This window comes from Pseudomonas sp. JDS28PS106 (assembly GCF_036706555.1).
Classification (GTDB): Bacteria; Pseudomonadota; Gammaproteobacteria; order Pseudomonadales; family Pseudomonadaceae; genus Aquipseudomonas.
Genome location: NZ_JBAJGT010000002.1, coordinates 224524 through 247641, shown reverse-complemented (window position 1 = coordinate 247641; position 23118 = coordinate 224524). Strand labels below are relative to the sequence as shown.

20 protein-coding genes and 1 pseudogene are annotated in these 23118 nt (G+C 62.3%); 16 read left to right on the top strand and 5 right to left on the bottom strand.

Annotated features, from left to right (window positions below; genetic code table 11):
- The first annotated feature begins 9 nt into the window (after positions 1–9).
- From TRP66_RS04370 to TRP66_RS04360, 3 genes are all read left to right on the top strand, one after another.
- On the top strand, positions 10–1404 hold the full coding sequence (locus TRP66_RS04370) for a 3-carboxy-cis,cis-muconate cycloisomerase (protein WP_333400132.1): 1395 nt from the start codon (positions 10–12) through the stop codon (positions 1402–1404).
- Positions 1397–1804, top strand: a complete 408-nt coding sequence (gene pcaC / locus TRP66_RS04365; protein ID WP_333400131.1) for a 4-carboxymuconolactone decarboxylase — start codon at positions 1397–1399, stop codon at positions 1802–1804. The genes TRP66_RS04370 and pcaC overlap by 8 nt, the downstream gene beginning before the upstream one ends.
- Positions 1805–1962: 158 nt before the next feature.
- Positions 1963–2847, top strand: a complete 885-nt coding sequence (locus tag TRP66_RS04360; RefSeq protein ID WP_333400130.1) for a DMT family transporter — start codon at positions 1963–1965, stop codon at positions 2845–2847.
- A gap of 58 nt (positions 2848–2905) precedes the next feature.
- Here the strand turns inward: TRP66_RS04360 and TRP66_RS04355 are convergent, their stop codons facing one another.
- Positions 2906–3883, bottom strand: a complete 978-nt coding sequence (locus TRP66_RS04355; protein ID WP_333400129.1) for a LysR family transcriptional regulator — start codon at positions 3881–3883, stop codon at positions 2906–2908.
- Between the two features lie 363 nt (positions 3884–4246).
- On the opposite strand from TRP66_RS04355, the pseudogene TRP66_RS04350 reads away from it, so the two are divergent.
- From TRP66_RS04350 to TRP66_RS04335, 4 genes and pseudogenes are all read left to right on the top strand, one after another.
- Positions 4247–5766 (top strand): annotated as a pseudogene (locus TRP66_RS04350) (amino acid ABC transporter permease/ATP-binding protein).
- Positions 5767–5797: 31 nt separating this feature from the next.
- Positions 5798–6673, top strand: a complete 876-nt coding sequence (locus TRP66_RS04345; protein ID WP_333400128.1) for a phytanoyl-CoA dioxygenase family protein — start codon at positions 5798–5800, stop codon at positions 6671–6673.
- A 27-nt stretch (positions 6674–6700) separates the two neighbouring features.
- Complete coding sequence (locus tag TRP66_RS04340; protein WP_333400127.1) at positions 6701–7534, top strand: ABC transporter substrate-binding protein; 834 nt, start codon at positions 6701–6703, stop codon at positions 7532–7534.
- 54 nt (positions 7535–7588) lie between these two features.
- Complete coding sequence (locus tag TRP66_RS04335; protein ID WP_333400126.1) at positions 7589–8320, top strand: class II aldolase and adducin N-terminal domain-containing protein; 732 nt, start codon at positions 7589–7591, stop codon at positions 8318–8320.
- A gap of 44 nt (positions 8321–8364) precedes the next feature.
- On the opposite strand, the gene TRP66_RS04330 is transcribed toward TRP66_RS04335, so the two are convergent.
- On the bottom strand, positions 8365–9690 hold the full coding sequence (locus TRP66_RS04330) for an MFS transporter (protein ID WP_333400125.1): 1326 nt from the start codon (positions 9688–9690) through the stop codon (positions 8365–8367).
- A 567-nt stretch (positions 9691–10257) separates the two neighbouring features.
- Here TRP66_RS04330 and quiC point away from each other — a divergent pair.
- Together quiC and TRP66_RS04320 are read left to right on the top strand one after the other, a co-directional pair.
- A complete protein-coding gene (quiC, locus tag TRP66_RS04325; protein WP_333400124.1) occupies positions 10258–12165 on the top strand; it encodes a 3-dehydroshikimate dehydratase QuiC in 1908 nt (635 codons plus the stop codon).
- A 78-nt stretch (positions 12166–12243) separates the two neighbouring features.
- The gene (locus TRP66_RS04320) at positions 12244–12915 is read left to right on the top strand and encodes a TetR family transcriptional regulator (protein WP_333400123.1); all 672 of its coding nucleotides are present in this window, start codon (positions 12244–12246) and stop codon (positions 12913–12915) included.
- A gap of 9 nt (positions 12916–12924) precedes the next feature.
- On the opposite strand, the gene TRP66_RS04315 is transcribed toward TRP66_RS04320, so the two are convergent.
- Complete coding sequence (locus tag TRP66_RS04315; RefSeq protein WP_333400122.1) at positions 12925–13779, bottom strand: shikimate dehydrogenase; 855 nt, start codon at positions 13777–13779, stop codon at positions 12925–12927.
- Positions 13780–13952: 173 nt separating this feature from the next.
- On the opposite strand from TRP66_RS04315, the gene TRP66_RS04310 reads away from it, so the two are divergent.
- Entirely contained in the window at positions 13953–14843 is an 891-nt protein-coding gene (locus TRP66_RS04310) for a pseudouridine synthase (protein WP_333400121.1), read from the top strand.
- Between the two features lie 78 nt (positions 14844–14921).
- On the opposite strand, the gene TRP66_RS04305 is transcribed toward TRP66_RS04310, so the two are convergent.
- Both TRP66_RS04305 and mobA read right to left on the bottom strand, forming a co-directional pair.
- Positions 14922–15146 (bottom strand): YgdI/YgdR family lipoprotein, encoded by a 225-nt coding sequence (locus TRP66_RS04305; RefSeq protein WP_333400120.1) that lies wholly within the window; start codon positions 15144–15146, stop codon positions 14922–14924.
- Between the two features lie 73 nt (positions 15147–15219).
- Entirely contained in the window at positions 15220–15825 is a 606-nt protein-coding gene (mobA, locus tag TRP66_RS04300; protein ID WP_333400119.1) for a molybdenum cofactor guanylyltransferase MobA, read from the bottom strand.
- 75 nt (positions 15826–15900) lie between these two features.
- On the opposite strand from mobA, the gene moaB reads away from it, so the two are divergent.
- From moaB to TRP66_RS04270, 6 genes are all read left to right on the top strand, one after another.
- Positions 15901–16440, top strand: coding sequence for a molybdenum cofactor biosynthesis protein B (gene moaB, locus TRP66_RS04295; RefSeq protein ID WP_333400118.1), 540 nt, complete (start codon positions 15901–15903; stop codon positions 16438–16440).
- A 6-nt stretch (positions 16441–16446) separates the two neighbouring features.
- A complete protein-coding gene (locus TRP66_RS04290; protein WP_333400117.1) occupies positions 16447–17643 on the top strand; it encodes a molybdopterin molybdotransferase MoeA in 1197 nt (398 codons plus the stop codon).
- A gap of 116 nt (positions 17644–17759) precedes the next feature.
- Complete coding sequence (locus TRP66_RS04285) at positions 17760–18683, top strand: glycosyltransferase (RefSeq protein WP_333400116.1); 924 nt, start codon at positions 17760–17762, stop codon at positions 18681–18683.
- Positions 18684–18974: 291 nt separating this feature from the next.
- Positions 18975–20513, top strand: coding sequence for an MFS transporter (locus TRP66_RS04280; RefSeq protein ID WP_333400115.1), 1539 nt, complete (start codon positions 18975–18977; stop codon positions 20511–20513).
- 17 nt (positions 20514–20530) lie between these two features.
- Entirely contained in the window at positions 20531–21598 is a 1068-nt protein-coding gene (locus tag TRP66_RS04275) for an HlyD family secretion protein (RefSeq protein WP_333400114.1), read from the top strand.
- Complete coding sequence (locus TRP66_RS04270) at positions 21595–23016, top strand: efflux transporter outer membrane subunit (RefSeq protein ID WP_333400113.1); 1422 nt, start codon at positions 21595–21597, stop codon at positions 23014–23016. The genes TRP66_RS04275 and TRP66_RS04270 overlap by 4 nt, the downstream gene beginning before the upstream one ends.
- Positions 23017–23118: the final 102 nt, after the last annotated feature.

The window sequence follows — 23118 nt, the reverse complement described above, 5'->3', positions numbered from 1 at the left end:
AGCTGTAACGTGAACAGACCGAGCAATCAACTTTTCGACGCCTGGTTTACGGGCGCCGGGATGCGCGACGTATTCTGCGACGCGGGTCGGGTGCAAGGCATGCTGGATTTCGAAGCCGCGCTGGCCCGGGCCCAGGCGCGGGTCGGGCTGGTCCCCGAAGCGCTGGTCGCCGATATCGAAGCGGGCTGCGACGCCGGGCATTACGACTTTCAGGCGCTGGCAACGGCGGTGTGCAGCGCGGGCAATTCCGCCATCCCGCTGGTCAAGGCGCTGGGCAAGCGTATCGCGTCAGCCAACCCCGAAGCGGAGCGCTACGTGCACATGGGCGCCACCAGCCAGGATGCGATGGACACCGGGCTGGTGCTGCAATTGCGTGAAGCGGTCGCGTTGCTGGAGCGCGACCTGCAAACGCTTGGCGACGCACTGGCCGACCAGGCAGGCCGTCATGCCACCACACCGATGCCGGGCCGTACCTGGCTGCAACAGGCCACGCCGGTGACTCTGGGTCTGAAAATCGCCGGCTGGCTGGGCGCGCTGACTCGTCATGGTCAGCGGCTCACCGAGCTGAAGCCGCGTCTGCTGACCCTGCAGTTCGGCGGTGCTTCGGGCACACTCGCCGCGCTGGGCGATCAGGGCCTCGCCGTGGCGCAAGCCTTGGCCGAAGAGCTTGCGCTGAAATTGCCCGAGCAGCCTTGGCATACCCACCGCGACCGGCTGGTCGAGTTCGCCACTGTGCTGGGTATGCTGGCCGGAACTCTCGGCAAGCTGGGACGTGATGTCAGCCTGTTGATGCAGACCGAAATCGGCGAAGTCTTCGAGCCGGCGGCACCCGGCAAGGGTGGTTCTTCCACCATGCCGCACAAACGCAATCCGGTGGGCGCTGCGGTGATGATCGCGGCGGCCACCCGCGCGCCGGGCCTGGTGTCGACGTTGCTCGCGGCCATGCCCCAGGAACACGAACGCAGTCTGGGGCTGTGGCATGCGGAGTGGGAGACCCTGCCGGAGCTGTGCTGTCTGGTTTCCGGTTCACTGCAACAGGCTCTTCAGGTCGTGCAGGGCCTGGAGGTCGATGCAGCGCGCATGCAGATCAACCTCGAAGCGACTCACGGTCTGGTGCTGGCCGAAGCCGTGAGCATCGCCCTGGCGCAGCGTATCGGGCGTGATGCCGCCCATGAACTGGTGGAAAGAAACTGTCGAAGCGCGGTCGAGCAGGGCGCACACTTGCGCGACGTCCTGGGTCGCGATCCCGACGTCACTCGACAGCTTTCTGTCCCCGAGCTCGATCGCCTGCTGGACCCGGCTCATTACCTGGGCCAGGCACAGCTCTGGGTCGAGCGGGCCCTTGCCGAACATTCGCGGCTGACGCCGGACACACCCTCGCACAAGGAAATGCCCCATGACTGAAGAAGAACGCTATCAGGCCGGTATGAGCGTGCGTCGCGCCGTGCTGGGCGACACCCACGTAGACAACAGCCTGAAGAAACTCACGCCCTTCAACGAAGAGTTTCAGGAGATGATCACCCGTCATGCCTGGGGCGACATCTGGACACGCCCGGGATTGCCGCGGCATACCCGCAGCCTGATCACCATCGCGATGTTGATCGGCATGAACCGCGAGGGCGAGTTGCGCCTGCATCTCAAGGCGGCGCGCAACAACGGTGTGACGCGCGACGAGATCAAGGAAGTGCTGATGCAGAGCGCGATCTACTGCGGCATCCCGGCGGCCAATGCCACTTTTCATCTGGCCGAAGAAGTCTGGGATCAGGTTGGCGTCGAATCGCTGGACGAGGATACCCGCGCCTGACCTTCAGGCACCGGCTGTGCCGTAACACTTGTTGCGGACGGTGCGGAAGTTGAGTAGGTTCGATCATCGGGGCGGTCGCGGGCGATTCCTGTGCCGTGCCTCGTCCGTCCGACGTCAATGCCCCCATCTTCTGTTCGACACACCGCCAAGGAAGCCCGATGAGCACAGCCAGTACCCCGTTGTCCGGCGTCAACCAACCGCTCAAGGGTATCGGCTTCATCTTGCTGGCGACCTTTCTGTTCGCCAGCCACGACACCTTGTCCAAATACCTGTCCGGCTTCTACCCGATCCTGCTGGTGGTGTGGGCGCGCTATCTGGTGCACACGCTGCTGATGGCCTGCATCTTCATGCCATCGGCCGGCCTGCGGGTATTGCGTACCAAACGCCCGGCCATGCAGGCCTTACGAGCTCTGGCGCTACTGGGCACCAGTCTGCTGTTCACCAGCAGTCTGATGTTCATCCCCCAGGCGGAAGCCACGGCAGTCAATTTCCTTGCGCCGCTGCTGGTGACCGCGCTCTCGGTGCCGCTGCTCCATGAGCGGGTCACGCGCGGGCAATGGGCAGCGGTGATCGTCGGTTTCGTCGGTGTGATGATCATCATCCACCCCGGCGGCGAACTGTTCACTCCCGCGATCCTGCTGCCACTGTCCTCGGCGCTGTGCTTTGCGCTTTATCAGCTGCTGACGCGTCTGGTCAGCCCGTATGACAGCCCGACCACCAGCAACTTCTTCGCCGGGCTGTTCAATACCTTGCTGATGAGCGCGCTGGTGCCGTTCGTGTGGCAGATGCCGGAATGGCGTCACCTGCCGTTTCTGCTCGCGTTGGGGGCCTGCGGGATGGCCGCGCATCTGCTGCTGACCCAGGCCTTTCGTTACGCAGCGCCAGCGATGCTCGCGCCGTTCAGTTATTGCCAGATCGTCTGGGCCGGATTGCTGGGATATCTGGTTTTCGGTCACGTCCCGCCACCCATCGCACAGCTGGGGATTGCCGTGATCTGCCTGAGCGGCCTGGCGGCGGCGTGGCAGCAGAGACGGGCCGGTTGAGGGGCGTCGGCAGGCACGGCCGCTGTCATTCAGGTCGCTGCCCATGAACCGCGCTGTGTCAGGGCAGCGCCGCTTCCCGCGCAACGTGTGACGTTTCGCTGACCGGGTCGACAATCGTGTTCGAACCGACCGACGGCGGGCACAGGTCGGCGCGCCGACAATGCGCCATGAAAAGCCGGGTGGCCAGGGTCGGCTGCGAGTTGCGCAGATAGGCCATGACCAGGGTCGAGGCGGGCATCTCGTCTTTGATGTCCACTTGGGCGACCCGCCTGCCGTCGTACGTCAGATCGGTGCGCGGGCGGGTCACCAGCACCGAAAATCCCAGCCCCTGGCCGACCATGCAGCGCACCATTTCTATTGAGGGAGAACTGTACGCCACTCTGGGGTGGTAGCCGTTTTCCTTGAAGATATCGATGAAGTAGTTTCGACTCGGCACTACGTCCAGCAGCACCATAGGCTCCCGGCTGAGCTCACGCAGGGTCACGCTGCGTCTTTGCGCCAGGGGATGATGCGCCGGCAACAGCGCATAGGGTTTGCGCGGCGCATTGAGCGCTTCCTTGATGATGGAACTGCCCAGCTCCAGGTCGTAGGTGAACACCAGATCGAAACGGCCCCGATGCAGACCCAGGAGCAGTTCATGCTGCTCGCCGTCGTACAGTTGTACGTTGATATCGGGATACGTTCGTTTGAAACCTGCCACCAGTTCGGGCATGTACAGCGGAGCCGCTGACTCAAAACAGCCGATTCCGACAGTGCCCGATATCTGTTCGTTTTCCGCGCGCGAATTATTTTCGAGTTCTTCGGATAAGCGAAGCAACTCCCTGGCGCGTTCATACAGCCGTCTGCCACTGGGCGTCAAAGAGACGCCCTGCGCGTGGTGGCGAATGAAAAGTTGCTGTTTCAATGCGTCTTCAAGATTCTTTATGCCCACTGAGATAGAAGGCTGGGACACGTGAAGTTTGCGGGCCGCGTCGACGATACTGTCTTCCTCGACCACGCTCACGAAATACCTTAGTTGCTTGAGGGTGAAATGCATTGAAGTGTCAGCCTATAGATTATCCCTTTTCAGGAAGCGGGATTGCAGCGCAAAAAAAGTATTGAGCGAAATCCATGCCATTCCAGATTTCATTTATAGATCATGGCCTTGCGGCAGTCGTTCATTTTAGCGGTCAGGGCGTTCTGCACTGCTACGTGGCAGCCAGTTCGTCAACGCCCCAAAATGGATCGGTGGCTGGGTCAATATGGAATTGAAGGGCACGCTGTATAGGAAAGGTTTATTCAGTCCCAAAAAATTACTAATTGACCTTATACAGCAAAGTTTCCATTCTCTGCTCATCGCGTTGGTGAATTTCCAGGCGCGGCTAGCCGCTTTCGATCCCTTTTGCCGAGCGATATGAATATGGTATTCGATTGGAACTACATGTTGAGTCTGCTCAGCTACAAGGATTTCTGGCTGGCCTCCTGGACTGTTATAAAATTGAGTGTGCTTACCTGGATCATCAGTATTGTGCTGGGGTTTGCGTTGGCACTTATGAAACAGTCGCCTCGCCCACTTCTCAATGTGCCCGCCAAAGGTTACATCTGGTTGTTTCGGAGCATGCCTTTATTGGTGTTGCTCATATTCACCTACAACTTGCCGCAGGCAGTGCCCGCGACTGCGGTGCTGCTCGGTGATCCGTTCTGGGCCGGTCTGATCGGCCTGGTGATCTGTGAAACCGCCTATGTGGCGGAGATCATCGCGGAGGTCTGTTGTCGATCCCCAAGGGACAGAGCGAAGCGGCACGGGCACTGGGCTTGCGTTTTCTGGGCACCCAATGGCGCGTGGTGATTCCCCAGGCGTTGCGCGTGGCCCTGCCGACACTGACGAACGAGTTCATTTCCATCGTCAAGCTCAGCTCGCTGGTTTCGGTGATCTCCCTCACGGAAATCCTCATGGTCGGCCAGCGCCTGTATTCGCAGAACTTCCTGGTGATGGAGACGATGACCGCGGTCGCGATCTACTACGTACTGATCGTGACGATCTTCGATTTCCTGCTCAAACGTCTCGAGCGCTTTCTCGACGTCGGTCTGCGCAAGCCGCGTCGGGCACCGGGCATCGAGGTGCTGGTCCCTGCAGCGGGGCAGGGCGCCACGACGACACGTCCCGCCCAGCTCGGCCAGGGGCCGGCTTTGCAGGCCACCCGTCTGCACAAGGCTTACAACGATATCGAAGTGCTCGGCGCCGTGAGTCTGGCCATTGCGCCTGGCGAGGTGGTCTCGGTGATAGGTCCGTCCGGGTCGGGCAAGACCACCTTGATCCGCCTGCTCAACGGCCTGGAGAAGATCGACAACGGTGAAATCCGCATCAACGGCGAGCCCTTCATTCAGCTGGCTCGCCGGGGCGCGGAAAAGCCGCGGGTCGTGGAGCATCCCGAGCATCGCCTGAACATCGGCATGGTGTTCCAGAACTTCAACCTGTTTCCCCATCTGACTGTGCTGGACAACCTGCTGCTGGCGCCCCGTTACCACCGCCTTGCACCGGTGACGCAGTTGCGCCAGCAGGCTTTCGAGCTCTTGCACAAGGTCGGCATGCTGGAACATGCCTACAAGTATCCGCAACAACTGTCGGGCGGTCAGCAGCAGCGGGTGGCAATTGCCCGCGCGCTCATGATGCGGCCGCAGATCATGTTGTTCGATGAGCCCACCTCGGCTCTGGACCCGGAGAAGGTTCACGAGGTGTTGCAGGTCATGGAAACCCTGGCGAAGGAGGGCATCACCATGGTCATCGTGACCCATGAGATGAACTTCGCCTTCAAGGTCTCCGACCGCATCGTGTTCATGGAAAAAGGCAGGGTCGTGTGCGACGACACACCGGACCTGTTGCGCAGTGGCCAACACCCTCGGGTGGAAGCTTTCCTCAAGGACGTCTCGCTGGCTTGACCCTCAATCACTCAGGTTTCAGGAAGCAATCATGATTACTCAGTCCGGGATAGAACAGTTTCATCAACAAGGTTTTCTGGTCGTGGAGAACGTACTGTCGGGCGAGGAAGTCGCGGCCCTGCAGCATGACTTCGATCGATGGGTAGGGGAAAGCCGCGGTGAGTCACAAGCCTGGGGCGAAACCCAGGATGGTCGACCCCGCTTCGACGTGGAAAGCGATCACCGGCCGGATCATCCCTCGCTGCGCCGCGTGGCCTCGCCCACCGAAATATCCGATGCGTTCGCTCATGCCGGGCTGCGCTCGCGCATGGCCGCCATCGCTGCGCAATTGATCGGCGGCAGCGGCACGCGCTTTCATCACAGCAAGGTCAACTCGAAGTTGCCCCACACCGCGACCCAGGTGAAATGGCACCAGGACTTTCTGTTCACGCCGCACAGCAACGACGACATCGTCACGGCTCTGCTGATGGTCAGCGATGTGACCCCTGAAAACGGCCCGCTCCAAGTCATCCCCGGCAGTCACAAGGGTCCGCTGTGGTCGCACTGGCAAGCAGGCCGCTTCACGGGTGCTGTCGAGGAGGAGGTCGAGAAGGGCCACTGCGGGCAGCCGGTCGCCTGCTTCGGCCCGTCGGGGTCGGTGTGCTTCATGCACACCCGCCTGCTGCACGCTTCGGCTCCAAACGAAACCGATTTCCCGCGCACCTTGTTCATCAGCGTCTACGCCGCTGAGGACGCCTTGCCCTACGGCGATAACCCGCTGCCCAGCATCCACGCCGGATGCATGGTTGCGGGCGAGGAGAGCGGCCTGGTACGCAGCACCGCGAACCATATCCGTCTGCCGCAAAAGCCACGCGGCGCCTCGTTCTTCGTTCAACAGGCCGGGCAGGACCTGGCAACCGCCTACTGACCAACATCTCAATTGTGGGGACATCGCATGAAAGTCATTGCAAACATCGCCCGTCCTGTCGTGCTGGGTCTCGTGAGCACGGTCATCGGCTTCACGTCGCTTGCGGCTCACGCATTTCAGCAAGCAGGTACGATCACCGCCGGCTCCGATCTGACCTTTTTCCCTTACGAATACATGGACAACAACAAGCCGGCGGGTTTCGACGTCGAGTTTCTCCAGGGCCTGGGCAAAATCATGGGCCGCGAGGCCCAGCACATCGACACACGCTTCCCGAACCTGATTACCGGTTTGCAGGGCGGCCGGTTCGATCTGGTCAATTCATCGATGTACATCACCGCTGACCGCCTCAAGGTGATCGACATGATTCCCTACCTCAAGAGCGGAGAAGCCATCATCGCGCTAAAGGGCAGCGATTATCAGCCCAAGGTGCCGGAAGACTTCTGCGGCCATAAGGTCGGGTCGATGGGCGCTACGTCCTGGTTGCAGCAGCTGCAGAAACTCTCCGAGGAGTACTGCGTGAAAAACGGCAAGGGGCCTATCCAGATCAGTGAATACGGCACGGACCCTCAGACGACCCAGGCACTGCTGTCGCGCGCAGTGGAAGCCCAGATCACGGATGCTGCGGTGGCACGCGGGCTGATCGAAAAACTGGGCAGCCGGGTACAGATTTCTTCGCAGACCCTGATCTACCCGGTGCTCAACGGCTTCGGCGTGAAGAAAGGCAATGACGAAGTGAAAAGTGCGCTGGTCGAGGCGTTGGACACCTACAGCAAAACGCCCGAATACGCAGCGCTGCTGAAGAAGTACAACTTTCAGGCACCGACGGCCGCCGACATCGCCGAACTGATGCCAAAACCCTGAACCTGCAGCGGCATGTGCCCTCGCGGCACATGCCCGCACGAGGAGTACCTGTCAATGTCCCTGTCTTTTGAAGAGCAGACACGCGTTGATCTGGCGGCCACCTTTCGCCTCATCGCCCAGTTGAACATGCATGAAGCGGTGGCCAACCATTTCAGTGCCGCGGTCTCAACCGATGGAAAGCAGTTTCTGCTCAACCCCAAGTGGAAGCATTTTTCGCGCATTCGCGCCAGCGACCTGTTGCTGCTGGACGCCGACGACGTCGGCAGCGCCGAGCGCGACGATGTGGACAGCACCGCATGGTCGATTCACGGACAGATTCACCAGCGTCTACCGCAGACCAGAGTGGTGTTGCACTTGCACCCGGTGTACACCACCGCCGTGGCCTGCCTGGCGCAACCGCACATTCCACCGATTGACCAGAACACGGCACGGTACTTCAATCGCATGGCGGTGGATAAACTCTACGGCGGCATGGCCGATACCGTCGCCGAGGGTGCACGGCTTGCCGGACTGCTGGGCGACAAGAGTCGGTTGCTCATGGGCAACCATGGCGTAATGGTGACCGCGCCGACCATCGGCGAAGCCTTCGATGACATCTGGACTCTGGAGCGGGCGTGTCAGATCCTGGTAACCGCGTGGTCCACCGGCCAGCCACTGAAAGTGCTCGATGACGAGGTCGCGGAAAAGACGGCGCGCGCCTGGGAAAAGATAAGCGACTTCTCGCAGCGTCATTTCGAGGAAATGAAGCACATGCTGATTCAGCAAGACCCTTCGGTGCTCGACTGAAAGTCCGCGCGAGGCCCCAGGGCGGGGCTCGCGCGGTCAGGCACCTATTTCACCACCGGCACTTCCCGAGGCGCCATGAAATACATCCAGGTCAGCGCGATGAAATACATCGCCGGGATCATCGTGAACAGCACGTTGTAATTGTTGTTGGTGGCAGTCAGTACCGCGCCCACCAGCTGAGTCATGAACATGCCGCCAATGGCCGCGCACATGCCGCCGAAACCGAACACCGTGCTCATCATGTGCTTGGGTGTGTAGTCCATCACCAGACTCCAGATATTGGCGGTCCAGGCCTGATGCGCGCCAACGGCCAGGGAAATCGCCAGCACCGCGATCCACAATCCGCTGGCGTTGGCCGCGAATACCACGCTGCAAATGGTCAGGGCGAAGACCAGCATCGAAACCAGGCGCGCGGTGCTTGCGCGCACGCCGCGACCGATCATCCACGACGACAACACGCCGCCACCGATGCTGCCGAAGTCTGCAGTCAGCCAGATCAGGATCAGCGGAATCCCCATCTGGGTCACGCTGATGCCCAGGTTGTACTGCTGATTGAGAAACGGCGGCAGCCAGTAGAGGTAGAACCAGAACACCGGCGCGGTCAGCGAATAGGCGAGGGCGAAGGCCCAGGTGCCGCGCATCTTGAGGATGTGCGAGAACGGCACCTTGACCGGCTCGGGTTCCACACCCTGATTGATGTAGCTCAGTTCGGCCGGGCTGACGGTAGGGTGCTCTTCGGGGTTGTAGTACTTCAGACGCCAGATCGCGGCCCACAGCAGGCCCAGCGTACCCATCGCGACGAAAGCGGCCTGCCAGCCCCAGACCGTGAGGATCAGTGGCAGCAGCGCCGGCGTGACCATGGCGCCGACGTTGGTGCCGGCGTTGAAGATACCGGTCGCGACGGCGCGCTCGCCGGCCGGAAACCACAAACGGGTGGTCTTCACGCAGGCCGGATAATTGGCCGCTTCGGTCAGGCCGAGAATGAAGCGGCAGACCATGAAGCCGGCCGCCGAGGTTGCCAGCCCGTGGGCGCCGGTGGCCAGGCTCCACAGCAACACAGCCAGGAAGAACGCGCGCTTGACGCCGACCCGGTCGATGAAGCGTCCCTGCAGTAGGAAACCCACGGCGTAGCCGACCTGAAACCAGAAGTTGATGTTGGCGTAGTCCATCGCCGTCCAGCTCATTTCCTTGGCCAGGATCGGCTGCATGACGCCCAGGGCGGCGCGGTCGATGTAGTTGAGCGTGGTGGCGAAAAACACCAGGGCGAGCATGCCCCAGCGAGTCTTGCCGACGGCGAGGGCGCCGCGAATCTTGTCGCCCATGCTCGCGTGAACGGGGCGGGCGAGCGGGTTGCTGTGTGCTTTGAGCATGATGTTCCATCCGTTCCAGGACTACGCCGCACGCGTAGTCGGACTTTGAAAGTCCACTCGACGGGCCGGTAAAGTGAAGGCGTCATTGGGTCGTGACAGGCGTTTACCTGACGACGCAAAGGGCGGACAAGTTACACGTCGCGGCCATCGAGTGCGCCGATTGGTTTCAGATCAACGCGATTTCGGGGCTGGCGACGATCGGGCGCAGGCGGGAATGGAGAGTGCGAGGCTGGCATGTGAAGGCGAAAGCATAGGTGCACATGAGCAATGTTCCTGTTTTTGAAATTGTTATGGACTGCCGTTTCGTCGAGCAAAAAACGGTGAAGCGTTTGCGATGTGGGGCTGATCTTGGGCGCGGATTTACACAGGGTCAATTCGTAAAAAACGCTTTCGTTCGATAATCGAACGTAAAACTAACCGGTTGGTACACTTTAACTTGCAGCCAGATTTGCGCACGCAAATACTTGTCCTGCGCTCTCAACAAATCCATAAAACAGGGCGATCAAGCCTGTCGTGGCTGGCCCTTGTGCGGTGCTCACAGCCCCGTTCCATTCAGGAGTTCGAAGCATGCAGCGATCCATCGCCACCGTCTCGTTGAGCGGCACCCTGCCGGAGAAACTCGAAGCCATCGCTGCGGCCGGGTTCGACGGCGTGGAGATCTTCGAAAATGACCTCTTGTACTACGACGGCAGTCCGCGCGCGGTACGCCAGATCTGTGCCGATCTGGGCCTTGCCATCACACTGTTCCAGCCGTTTCGCAATTTCGAAGGCGTTCGCCGCGACCGTCTGCAACGCAACCTTGACCGTGCCGAGCGCAAGTTCGACCTGATGCAGGAGCTGGGGACCGACCTGGTGCTGGTGTGCAGCAATACGGCGGCCGACTCGCTGGGAGACGAGAACATTCTGCTCGACGACCTGCACCTGCTGGCTGAACGCGCGGGCGCCCGACAACTGCGGGTCGGCTACGAAGCGCTGGCCTGGGGCCGCCACGTCAATACCTGGCAGCAGGTCTGGAATCTGGTGCGCCAGGTCGATCATCCGGCGCTGGGCGTGTTGCTCGACAGCTTCCACACGCTGTCCCTCAAGGGCGATCCCAGCGCCATCGCGCAGATTCCGGGCGACAAGATTTTCTTCGTGCAGATGGCCGACGCGCCAGTGCTGGCGATGGACGTGCTGGAGTGGAGCCGGCATTTCCGCTGTTTCCCAGGTCAGGGCGAGTTCGATCTGGCCGGTTTCCTGGCGCCGATTCTACGCAGCGGCTATGCCGGGCCGCTGTCGCTGGAAATCTTCAATGACGGGTTTCGCGCGGCGCCGCCGCGGGCCAACGCCGCGGACGGCTTGCGTTCGTTGCTGTACCTTGAAGAAAAGACCCGCCAGTTGCTCGCGGCCGAGTCGGCGCCGGCCGTCCCGGACATTCTGTTCGACCCGCCGGCCGCGGGGCAGTACGGCGGGGTGGAGTTTCTCGAGTTCGCGGTCGACGAAGACCATGCCGCTCGGCTTTCGGGCTGGCTGCAACGTCTGGGCTTCGCGCGGCTCGGGCAACATCGCTCCAAGGCGGTGAGCCTGCTCGGTCAGGGCGATATCCGCATCGTGCTGAATGCCGAACCGTACTCGTTCGCCCACAGTTTTTTCGAAGCTCATGGTCCGTCGCTGTGCGCTACGGCCCTGCGGGTGGATGACGGGCAGCGGGCGCTGGATCGCGCGCGGGCGTTCAAGGCTCAGCCTTATCGCGGGCTGGTCGGCCCTAACGAGCGCGAGATTCCGGCAGTCCGGGCACCGGATGGCAGTCTGATCTATCTGGTCGACGAGGCGGGGCCGGGTCAGTCGATCTATGACAGCGATTTCGTGATCGACCCTCAGGTCAAAAGCGCGGGCGGCCTGCAGCGTATCGACCATATGGCGATGGCGCTGCCGGCCGACAGTCTCGACAGCTGGGTGCTGTTCTACAAGACCATCCTCGACTTCGAAGCGGACGACGAAGTGGTGTTGCCCGATCCCTATGGCCTGGTGAAAAGCCGTGCGTTGCGCAGTCCATGCAGCAATATCCGGCTGCCGCTCAACATCTCCGAAAACCGCAACACGGCCATTTCCCATGCGCTGTCGACCTATCGGGGCTCCGGCGTGCATCACATCGCCTTTGCCTGCGACGACATATTCGCGCAGGTCCGTCTGGCCAAGGAGGCCGGGGTGCCGCTGCTGGACATTCCGCTCAACTATTACGACGATCTGGCGGCGCGCTTCGATTTCGACGATGAGTTCCTCAGTGAGCTGGCGTACTACAACGTGCTGTATGACCGCGATAGCCAGGGCGGCGAGCTGTTCCACGTCTACACCGACGCCTTCGACGGACGCTTTTTCTTCGAAATCCTGCAGCGCAAGAATGGCTACGCAGGCTACGGCGCGGCCAACGTTCCGGTACGCCTGGCGGCCATGGCCAAGGCGCGCAGGGTGGCCGCCCGGCAGGCACGCTTGTAACCGCGATCGAGCGGGCCGCTTCCCTGTCGGCGGAGCGGCCCGCATAATCGGGCTTTCAACCGTGGTCACGAGCGCATAATGAAAACAACTGCCGACACCCGAGGCGTCGAGCCAGCCGAAGTATTGCCCAGAACCCGCAAGAACAATCCCGAGAAGACCCGCGAGGATATTCTCCAGGCCGCTGTGGCTGAATTTGTGGCTTACGGTCTGTCAGGCGCACGGGTCGACGCTATCGTCGAGCGGACCCGCACCTCCAAGCGCATGCTTTATTACTACTTCGGCAGCAAGGAACAGTTGTACGTCGAAGTGCTGGAAAAACTCTACGGCGACATTCGCAACACCGAAAGCCAGTTGCAGCTTGCCGAGCTGGCCCCGCTGGACGCTATCCATCGGGTCGTGGAGTTCACCTTCGATCACCATGACAACAACGTCGATTTCGTCCGCATCGTGTGCATCGAGAACATCCACTACGGCGAAAACGTCAAGCAGTCAGCAACGATTCAGGCCAAGAGCCAGAACATCATTCGCGCACTGGACGAAATCCTCAGGCGCGGCGAGGCCGAAGGCGTGTTCCGCAAAGGGGTCGAAGCCATCGACCTGCACCTGATGATCAGCTCGTTCTGTTTCTACCGGATTTCCAATCGCCATACCTTCAGCGAAATCTTCCAGATCGAACTCTGGAGCGAGGAGGTCAAGCAGCGCCACAAGGCCATGATCTGCGATGCCGTGTTGCGCTACCTGCAACCTTGAAATCTCTGCTCAGAGCCTGTGGAAGTGCGCCATCATGCGTTCCGCATCGGCGCTGCGGCCGGTGAACAGTTCGAACGCCTTGACGGCCTGGAATACCGCCATGGTCGAGCCGTCCAGAGTTCGGCAGCCCAGCGCACGGGCGTGTCTGAGCAGCTCGGTTTCCAGCGGAAAGTAGATGATCTCGGCAACCCATAGCCCGGCGTGCAGCAGCTCGACCGGCAACGGCGTGCCAGGCAGTTTGGCCATGCCTACCGGCGTGGTATTGACCAGCCCGTCGGCTTCGCGCATCGCAGCAGGCAGGTCATTGCCGACGCGGGCGCGATCGCTGCCGAAGTGTGCATTGAGGTTGTCCACCAGCGCCTGGGCGCGCGCGGCGTCGACTTCGAACACGCTCAGGCGCTGAACGCCGGCACTGAGCAAGGCATGAGCGACGGCCGCGCCTGCACCGCCCGCGCCGAGCTGCACGACGTGCTGACGTGGCGCATCGGTCAGACCGCGCTCTAACCCCGCAGCGAAACCCAGGCAGTCGGTGTTATGCCCGATTCGCTTGCCATTCTCGAACACCACGGTATTGACCGCGCCGATACCCCGGGCTTCATCCGACAGCTCATCGAGCAGCGGGATGACTGCCTGCTTGCAGGGGAAGGTGATGTTGAGCCCGGTAAAACCGCAGTTCTGTGCTCCGTCGAGCAGTCGGGGCAGGGCGTCGGCCGTCACGCCAAGCGCATCCAGATCGATCAGGCGATAGAGGTAGCGCAGGCCTTGGGCATCGCCTTCATGCTCATGTAGCGCCGGGGTGCGGGAGGCCTGGATGCCGGCACCGATCAGGCCGGCGAGCACGGAAGAATTCTTGTTCTGGTTCATTGAGCGATCTCACGTCGAGCGGCCGCGATACGGCCTTTTTTGCGAAATGTACCAGATGGTTCACGCCCGGGCAGATCCGCTTTACGGGTTGCAGCGTGAATGTGTGCGGTGATCGGCCGCTTGAGGGATAATGCCGCTCCTTCGCTTTCCCGTGTCGAGTTCGAGTTTCCCGCATGTCCGAATCCGTTTTCAGCCCCGCGCAGCATCAAGCCAGCACGTTGTTCCTGCCGCCAGGCGACTGGACGACGGTGCTCGATTGTCTGTGCGCCCGGTTTCCCGCCATCAGCCGCGAGCAATGGCTGGACCGCGTTGCCCGAGGCCGTGTGCTGGACGGCGAAGGACGCCCGATCGATGCCGGATTGGCCTACCGGGAGGGGATGAAGGTCCACTATTTTCGTGAGATCCCCAACGAGCCGGTCATTCCGGTCACGGAAACCATCCTGTACGCGGATGAGCATCTGGTGGTCGCCGACAAGCCGCATTTTCTGCCGGTGACCCCGGCTGGCGAGTACGTGGAGCAGACCCTGCTGCGGCGCTTGATCAAACGGCTGGATAACCCGGACCTGGTGCCGCTGCATCGTATCGACCGGCATACGGCCGGGCTGGTGCTGTTTTCCGCCAATCGTGAAACTCGTTCCCTTCATCAGGCGCTGTTTCCCACCCGGCGTATCGACAAGACCTACGAAGCCATCGCCCCGGCGCTGCCCGACAGACACTTTCCGATGATCCATGAAAGCCGGCTGGTGGATGGCGAACCGTTTTTCCGCATGCAGGAAGGGCCCGGCGTTGCGAACACCCTGACCCGGATCGAGGTCTGTGAACGCAATGGCGAGCTTTGGCGTTATTCGCTGTTTCCGGTCACCGGCAAGAAGCATCAGTTGCGGGTGCACATGGCCGCGCTGGGCGCCGCGATCTGCAACGATCCTTTTTATCCGCAGGTGCTGAAGGACGTGGAGGATGATTACCAGAGGCCGCTCAAGTTGCTGGCCAGGAAGCTGGAGTTCATCGATCCGGTGACGGGGGAGGCGCGCAGCTTCGAGAGTCGGTTGAAGCTGGACTGGTAGACGGCGAGAGGCGCCGACCGAGGTGCTGCTCGGGCAAGCGCGTGCCCGTGGAATACGGGATCGCGCTTGCCCGGACGATCACAGATCCTTGACGGTGCGGACCTGATCCTTGTTGATGCGGGTCTGCTTGCCGTCGAGCTGTTCGAACTCATAGAAGCCCGATTCTTCATCGTAGCTAGGGGTATCGACTGCCTGGATTTCGCGGCCATCGTTCAAGGTGATCACAGTCGGCGAAGAGCAGCCGGCAAGGGTAGCGATGCCCAGCGCAAGCAGGAAGGCAGCGGGAAGGGTCCGTTGTTTCATTACTGTGTCTCCGAATGGGATGCTTGATTACTGACGTTCAGACGTATACACCCGACGCAAGTTCAATGACCAGTTACGTGCGTCGGCTATCCGTGACCTGGGTCAAGAGATCGGGCGTGTTGAGGTTCGCCAGGCGCGGGTCTCCTTCCTGCAATTGCAGCGCGATCGGGGTCAGGGTCTGCATGGCCCGTCCGGGGCTGCGTTCGCCGCTCTGCCAGGCGGCTTCCAGCACCCTGGCGTGGGCCGTGGGAAGGATGCAGATCAGCGGCTGCCAGTGGTCGCCCTCGCGGACCATGATCGGCCTGTCGGGGTGCTCGAACGCCATTTGCCGTAGCTCCAGCAGCAGCGCTTTATCGATCAGCGGCACGTCGCAAGGCAGGATCAGCAGCCAGTCGTGGCGGGCTTTTGGCAGCGCGGTGCGGATGCCGGCCAGGGGGCCGGCGAAGTCGGTGTCAGTATCCTGAACCAGTTGGTCGGCGTAGCGCGCATAAGTCTCCTGATTGCGATTGCATGAAACGATCAGGTCGTCGGTCAAGGGACGCGTCACGCGATGCAGATGCGCGATCAGCGGCTCGCCATTCCACTCCACCAGTCCTTTGTCGCGTCCTCCCATGCGCTGACCCTGGCCGCCGGCAAGCAACAGAATCGAGCAGGGTGGCAAGGCAGTGCTGATATTCATGGGAGACTCGTCAGGCGGCGTGAAGGAGTGCTGTGATATAACACCGGCCTGTTTCCATCACAACCGGATGAGGCCATGAAAGCCAAGGCTGACACACCTTTCGTTCCCCTGAATATTGCCGTGCTGACCGTCAGCGACACCCGCACCTTCGAAACCGACACCTCCGGCCAGACCTTCGTCGACCGCCTGACTGAAGCCGGCCACGGTCTGATAGAGCGCGTGCTGCTCAAGGACGACCTCTACAAGATCCGCGCGCAAGTGGCGACCTGGATCGCCGACGACCAGGTTCAGGTCGTGCTCATCACCGGCGGCACCGGCTTCACCGGCCGCGACAGCACCCCCGAAGCGGTGGCTTGCCTGCTCGACAAGCAGGTCGACGGTTTCGGCGAACTGTTCCGGCAGATTTCCGTGCCGGACATCGGCACCTCTACTATCCAGTCCCGTGCGCTGGCCGGCCTTGCCAACGGCACGCTGGTCTGCTGCCTGCCCGGCTCGACCAATGCCGTGCGCACGGCGTGGGACGGCATCCTCGCGCAGCAGCTGGACTCGCGCTTTCGTCCGTGCAATTTTGTGCCGCACCTCAAGCAGGCCGAGCCCTGCGCGACCCGTGGGTAAGCACCCATGAGCCCGATGCCCGTCGAACAAGCCCTGGCGCGCCTGCTGGACATCGCCGAAGCGGCGCCTGTCACCGAGCGCGAACGAGTGCCGCTGGCCCAGGCCCAGGGCCGGGTACTGGCGGTGGATCTCATCGCCGGACTCGATCTGCCGCCCTGGCCCAACAGCGCCATGGATGGCTATGCGCTGTGTCTGGCCGACTGGACCGGCGAGCCGTTGCCGGTCAGCCAGCGGGTTTTTGCCGGTCAGGCGCCCCAGCCGTTGACCCCCGGCACCTGTGCGCGGATTTTCACCGGCGCGCCGCTGCCCGACGGCGCGGACTGTGTCGAGATGCAGGAGAACGCCACCGTGCTGGACGACCAGCGGGTGACCTTCGGCGAGCCGATGAGAGTCGGGCAGAACATCCGTCCTCGCGGCCAGGAAACCTTGACCGGCGACCGGGTGCTGGCGAAAGGCACGCGACTGGGACCGATCGAACTGGGCCTGGCCGCCTCGCTGGGGCTGGCCGAACTGGACGTGGTGCGTCGCATGCGGGTGGCGGTGCTGTCGACCGGTGATGAACTGATCGAGCCGGGTCAGGCGCTGGGGCCGGGGCAAATCTACAATAGCAACCGCGTGCTGCTGTGCAGCTGGCTCAAGCGGCTGGAATGCGACGTAATCGACGCGGGCATTCTGCCTGACGATCTGCAACTGACTCGTACCGCGCTGGCCGGTCTCAGTGACGTGGATCTGATTCTGTCCACCGGCGGCGTGTCGGTCGGCGAGGCGGATTTCCTCGGGCACGCGCTGCGCGAAGAGGGCGAACTGGACCTCTGGAAGCTGGCAATCAAGCCCGGCAAGCCGCTGACGTTCGGCCACTATCGCGGTGTGCCGGTGATCGGTCTGCCGGGTAACCCGGCGTCGACGCTGGTGACGTTTGCGCTGCTGGCGCGACCCTACCTGCTGCGCCGCCAGGGCGTCGCGGACGTCACGCCGATGCAGTTCGCCGTGCCTTCCGGACTGGTCTGGCACAAGCCGGGCGGGCGCCGCGAGTACTTGCGTGGTCGTCTGGAGAACGGGCGCGCCGTGGCCTATAGCAACCAGAGTTCCGGCGTGCTGCGCAGCGCCGCCTGGGCCGACGGTCTGATCGAGATCCGGGAAGGCACCACGGTGGCCGAAGGCGGCAGCGTGAACTTCATTCCCTTGAGCGAAGTTCTGGGCTGAACGGCAAGCCGGCTCAATGGCTGCGGTCGATGCCGGGCGTGGTCGACCGCCAGCGCATGAGCTAACCTCTGCGCATGAACAAATTGGGCATCCGGTCCTAGCCCTGGAGTATTGTCATGTCGTTGCGTGTGGCTTGCGTCATCCCGACCTACAACGGGCGAAAGGACCTGCAGCGGCTGCTGGATTCGCTGGAGGCCCAGACCGCCGTGTTCGACACCCTCATCGTCGACTCCAGTTCGTCCGACGGCACGCTGGAACTGGCCCGTGCACGCTGTCCCAATGTCGTGCGGATCGACAGCAAAGACTTCAACCACGGCGGCACCCGGCAGATGATGGTCGAGACCTGGCCCGGCTATGACGTCTACGTGTTCATGACGCAGGATGCCTACGTCGAAGACGTTTCGGCGATTGCCAACATTCTGCTGCCGTTCGCCGATGCCAGAGTAGGGGCGGTCTGCGGCCGTCAACTGCCCCACAAGGACGCGAACCTGCTGGCCCAGCATGCGCGGCTGTTCAATTACCCGCCGGTTTCCCGGATCAAGACCCTCGATGATGCGCCGACACTGGGTATCAAGACCCCGTTCATGTCCAATTCCTTTGCCGCCTACCGGCGTGAGGCACTGGTGGCGGCGGGTGGTTTTCCGCGACATGTGATCCTGTCCGAAGACATGTACGTGACCGCGCGCATGCTGCTGGATGGCTGGAAAGTCGCTTACGAAGGCTCAGCGGTCTGCCGCCATTCCCACAACTACAGCTTGCGCGAAGAGTTTCGCCGCTACTTCGACATCGGTGTGTTCCAGGCTCGAGAACCCTGGATTTACGAAGCATTCGGCGGCATTGCGGGCGAGGGCATGCGCTACGTGAAATCCGAGCTAAAGTTCATCGGGCCGCGGCGGTTCTGGTGGTGGCCGGTTTCCCTGGTGCGCAATGCATTGAAACTGGTCGCCTACAAACTGAGCCGACAGGAGAGGCGCCTGCCCCGGCCGGTCAAGAAACAGCTGGGCATGCACAAGCGGTATTGGGATAGTCCGTACGCCTAGACCAAGGCACCCCGGCCTAGGTAGGAGCCACCGGGGCGGCGTTCCGCATTGCTGGCGATTAACCTGATATAGGCGGCATGCTGATCGCCAGCAAGCTGGCTCCTACGGGCTCTGTGGGAGTTAGCTTGCTGGCGATCTGCCGCAAAGCGGCAGCGATAGGCACTGTCCCGAGCAAGGGTCTCCGCCCAATCCATGCATCAGACGCACTTATACGCTGCTCAAATGTAAATTTTCTTGTCGCTGACATCTTTCTAAAATGCCCGGCCTCAAAGACCGGATTTCGCTTCACCCATGACTTCTCTCGCTACGCCTTCCCCAGCCATTTCCGCGCCAGCCGCGCCCGTTGCGGCGCCGTTCGGCCTGCAGACCATCATCGGACTGGTCGGCATGCTGCTGGCGGTCCTGGTTGCGGGGATCAACGATGGCGTCACGCGCATTGCGATGGCCGATATCCGCGGCGCGATGTTCATCGGCGCGGATGAAGCGACCTGGCTGATCTCCGGCTATTCGGCGACTTCGGTCGCGGCCATGGCGTTCGCGCCGTGGTTCGCCGTGACCTTGTCGCTGCGCCGCTTCACGCTCAGCGCCATCGCCGCGTTCGTGGTGTTGGCGTTGTTGTGCCCGCTGGCGCCCAATTACCCGAGTCTGCTGGTGCTGCGTGTGTTGCAAGGACTGGCCGCCGGCTGCCTGCCGCCGATGTTGATGACCGTTGCACTGCGCTTTCTGCCGCCGGGTATCAAGCTCTACGGGCTGGCGGGATACGCCCTGACTGCGACCTTCGGCCCGAGCCTGGGGACGCCCCTTGCGGCCTTGTGGACCGAGTATTTCAACTGGCACTGGACCTTCTGGCAGGTCGTGCCGCCCTGTCTGGTGGCGATGATCGCCATTTCTCACGGCATTCCCCAGGATCCGCTACGTCTGGAGCGCTTCAAAGATTTCAACTGGCGCGGCGTGCTGCTCGGGCTGCCGGCTATCGCTGCGCTGATCACCGGCATACTGCAAGGCAATCGCCTGGACTGGTTCGAATCAGAGCTGATCTGTTGGCTCTTGGGCGGCGGCACACTGTTGCTGATCGCCTTCCTGCTCAACGAATGGCGCACCCCGGTACCGTTTTTCAAGTTGTCGATGCTGCGCAATCTCAACCTGTCCCACGCTTTGCTGACATTGGCAGGCGTGCTGGTGATCCTGACGGCCGTCGGGTCGATTCCCGCGAGCTACCTGGCGCAAGTCCATGGCTATCGCCCATTGCAGACCGCGCCGTTGATGCTGATCGTGGCGCTGCCGCAGCTGATCGCGCTGCCACTGGTCGCGGCCTTGTGCAACTTTCGCTGGATCGACTGCCGCTGGGTGCTGGCGACCGGGCTGGGGCTTCTGGCGCTGTATTGCGGACTCGCCAATCAAATGACCTCGGAGTGGATCCGCGACAATTTCTACAGCCTGCAACTGCTGCAGATCATCGGCCAGCCGATGGCGGTGCTGCCGCTGCTGATGCAGTCCACCGGAGGCATCGCGCCACCGGACGGGCCCTTCGCGTCGGCCTGGTTCAACACCGTCCGCGGGCTGTCGACCGTCGTCGCCACCGGCGTTCTGGACGCGCTGACCACGGCCCGCCAGCATTTTCACTCCAACACCCTGGTAGATCGTCTGGGCAACACACCTGAACTGGCCGCTGACGACAGCCTTGCCTCCCTCGCGCATCGGGTGTACGAGCAGGTGGTCGTGCTGACCAGCGCCGATCTTTATTACTGCATGGGCTGGCTGGCCGTCGCGCTGCTAGTGCCCATCTGCCTGATGCCGACGCGGGTGTATCCACCTCGCGCCCTGAATTGAGCAACACGAGAACTATCATGAACATGACTTCCAGACAGACACTGGCCCTGTGGGGCGCGGCCATCGTGCTCGCAGGCGTTAGCATTTACACACTGACCGGCGACGGCGCACGGCAGACCACCAACGACGCCTTCATCGCCGCCGACTATTCGGTGGTGGCGCCCAAGGTGTCCGGCTTCATCAGCCAGGTGCTGGTCGAAGACAACCAGCCGGTCAAGGCAGGGCAACTGCTGGCGCAGATCGATGACCGTGATCTGCAGACCGCACTGGAATCCGCCGAAGCGGGCGTGGCGACTGCCGAAGCGCAATTGGAACAGGCCCGCGCGGTGCTGCAGCGTCAGGCTTCGGTGATCTCTCAGGCCGAGGCGGCGCTGACCGCGAGTAATGCCGCCGTGAAATTCGCCGGGCAGGAACGTACTCGCTACGAACACCTGGCCGGTGCTGGCGCAGGCACCTTGCAGAACGCGCAACAGGCGCGCAATCGCATCGACACCGCCAACGCGCAGCATGCCAGCGCCGTGGCGTCGCTGGCCGCCGAACGCAAGCAGGTCGACATTCTGGTCGCGCAGCAACACAGCGCCGAAGCCAGCGTCCAGCGTGCCCGCGCTGCGCGGGATCAGGCACGACTTCAGCTGTCCTACACGCGCATCGTGGCGCCAGTGGACGGGACCGTGGGCGAACGGGCGGTGCGGGTGGGCAATTATGTCAATCCGGGCAGCAAACTGTTGTCCGTGGTGCCGCTGGATCGGGCTTACGTGGTCGCCAATTTCCAGGAAACCCAGCTCACTCACGTCGACGCCGGTCAGGCGGTGGAAGTACGCGTGGATACCTTTCCGGGCGAAGTGCTCAAGGCGCACGTTGAAAGCGTAGCGCCGGCCACCGGCGTGACCTTTGCCGCAATCCGGCCGGATAATGCGACCGGCAACTTCACCAAGGTCGTGCAGCGGATCCCGGTGCGGATCGTGCTGGATGCCGACCAGCCTCTGGCCCGCCGGCTGCGGGTTGGCATGTCGGTCGAAGCCAGCATCGACACCGAATCCGGTGATCAGACTCAGGCGCGGCAGCCACAGGTGAGTGCCTTATGAGTCGCCTGTTCGCCAAGCGTCTGATGTCGTTGGCAGTGCTGATGGCGGTGTCCGGATGCCAGGTCGGACACGACTTCCAGCGCCCGCAGACCAGCACAATCGAATGGCTGCCGGTGCAGGAAGACCAGGCGCCAAGTCGCATCAATACCACCCCGATAAAGGCACGCTGGTGGGAAGTGTTTCAGGATGCGCAGCTGTCGTCCTTGATGGACCGGGCGACCGCCGCCAGCCTGGATCTGCGCATCGCCGCGACCCGACTGGCGCAGAGCCGGGCGGCGCGGGATGTGGTGGCGGGCGAAGAGACGCCTGACGTGTCCGGCAACCTCGGCTACCAGCGCAAGCGCAACAGCGCCGAGGGGCTGAACGATCCTTCAGGCAATTCCGGCCGGGCGCCATTCAGTCAGTGGGATGGCGGGATCGGCGCGAGTTGGGAACTGGATCTCTGGGGGCGCGTAGGGCGCGAAGTGGAGGCGGCCGATGCCAACGTCGAAGTCGCGGAAAACGACCAGCGCGCCGCCTTGCTGTCACTGCAGGCCGAGGTCGCCAATGACTACATCCAGTTGCGCGGACTGCAGCACACTCTGGCGGTGACCCGGCAGAATCTCGACCTTGCGCGCAACAGCCTGAAACTGACCCAGGTAAGGCTCGGCGACGGGGTGGCGACGCATCTGGACGTCGCTGAAGCGGCGGCGGAGGTCGCATCTCTGGAGTCTCGGCTGCCGATACTCGAACAGCGGCAGGCGCAGCTGATCAACGCGCTTGGCCTGCTGTTGGCACAAACCCCGCGCGCCTTGCAGGCCGAACTGGAAAAACCCCGTCCGCTGGCTGCCGTGCCGGCCACGGTCCCGGTCGGGCTGCCGTCGGAACTGGCCGAACGCCGGCCGGACATCCGCCGCGCCGAAGCGAAGCTTCATGCGGCGACGGCCAGCGTCGGTGTGGCCGAAGGCGATTTCTACCCGCGGATCATGCTGTCCGGCAATGTCGGCTTCCAGGCTTTGCAGTTGTCGGATTTCGGCAGTTGGGGTTCTCGTCAGTTCGGCATCGGGCCACAGCTGAGCGTCCCCATCTTCGAAGGCGGTCGGCTTCGTGGCATGGTGCATTTGCGCGAAGCGCAGGAACAGGAAGCGGCGCTGGCCTATCAGCAGACCGTGCTGCGAGCCTGGCAGGAAATCGACGACAGCATGAGCCTGTATAACGCCAGTCAGTTGCAGCAGCGCAAACTCGAAGAAGCGGTCCAGCACAACCAGGTGGCGCTCGATGCGGTCAAGCGCCAGTACGTTGAAGGCGTGGTCGATTTCGTCAATGTCCTCACCGTCCAGCGTACGTTGCTGGCGACTCAGGAGCAGTGGGTGCAGAGTTCCACTACCCAGGCCCAGGCCTTGGTGGGCCTGTACCGTTCGCTGGGTGGTGGCTGGTAAGCGTGAACCCCGCATGACGGATGGCTTGTAGGAGCGGATTCATCCGCGAAAAATGTATCAGACGCAGCCAATACGTCGGCCTTCATGGTCCTTCGCGGATAA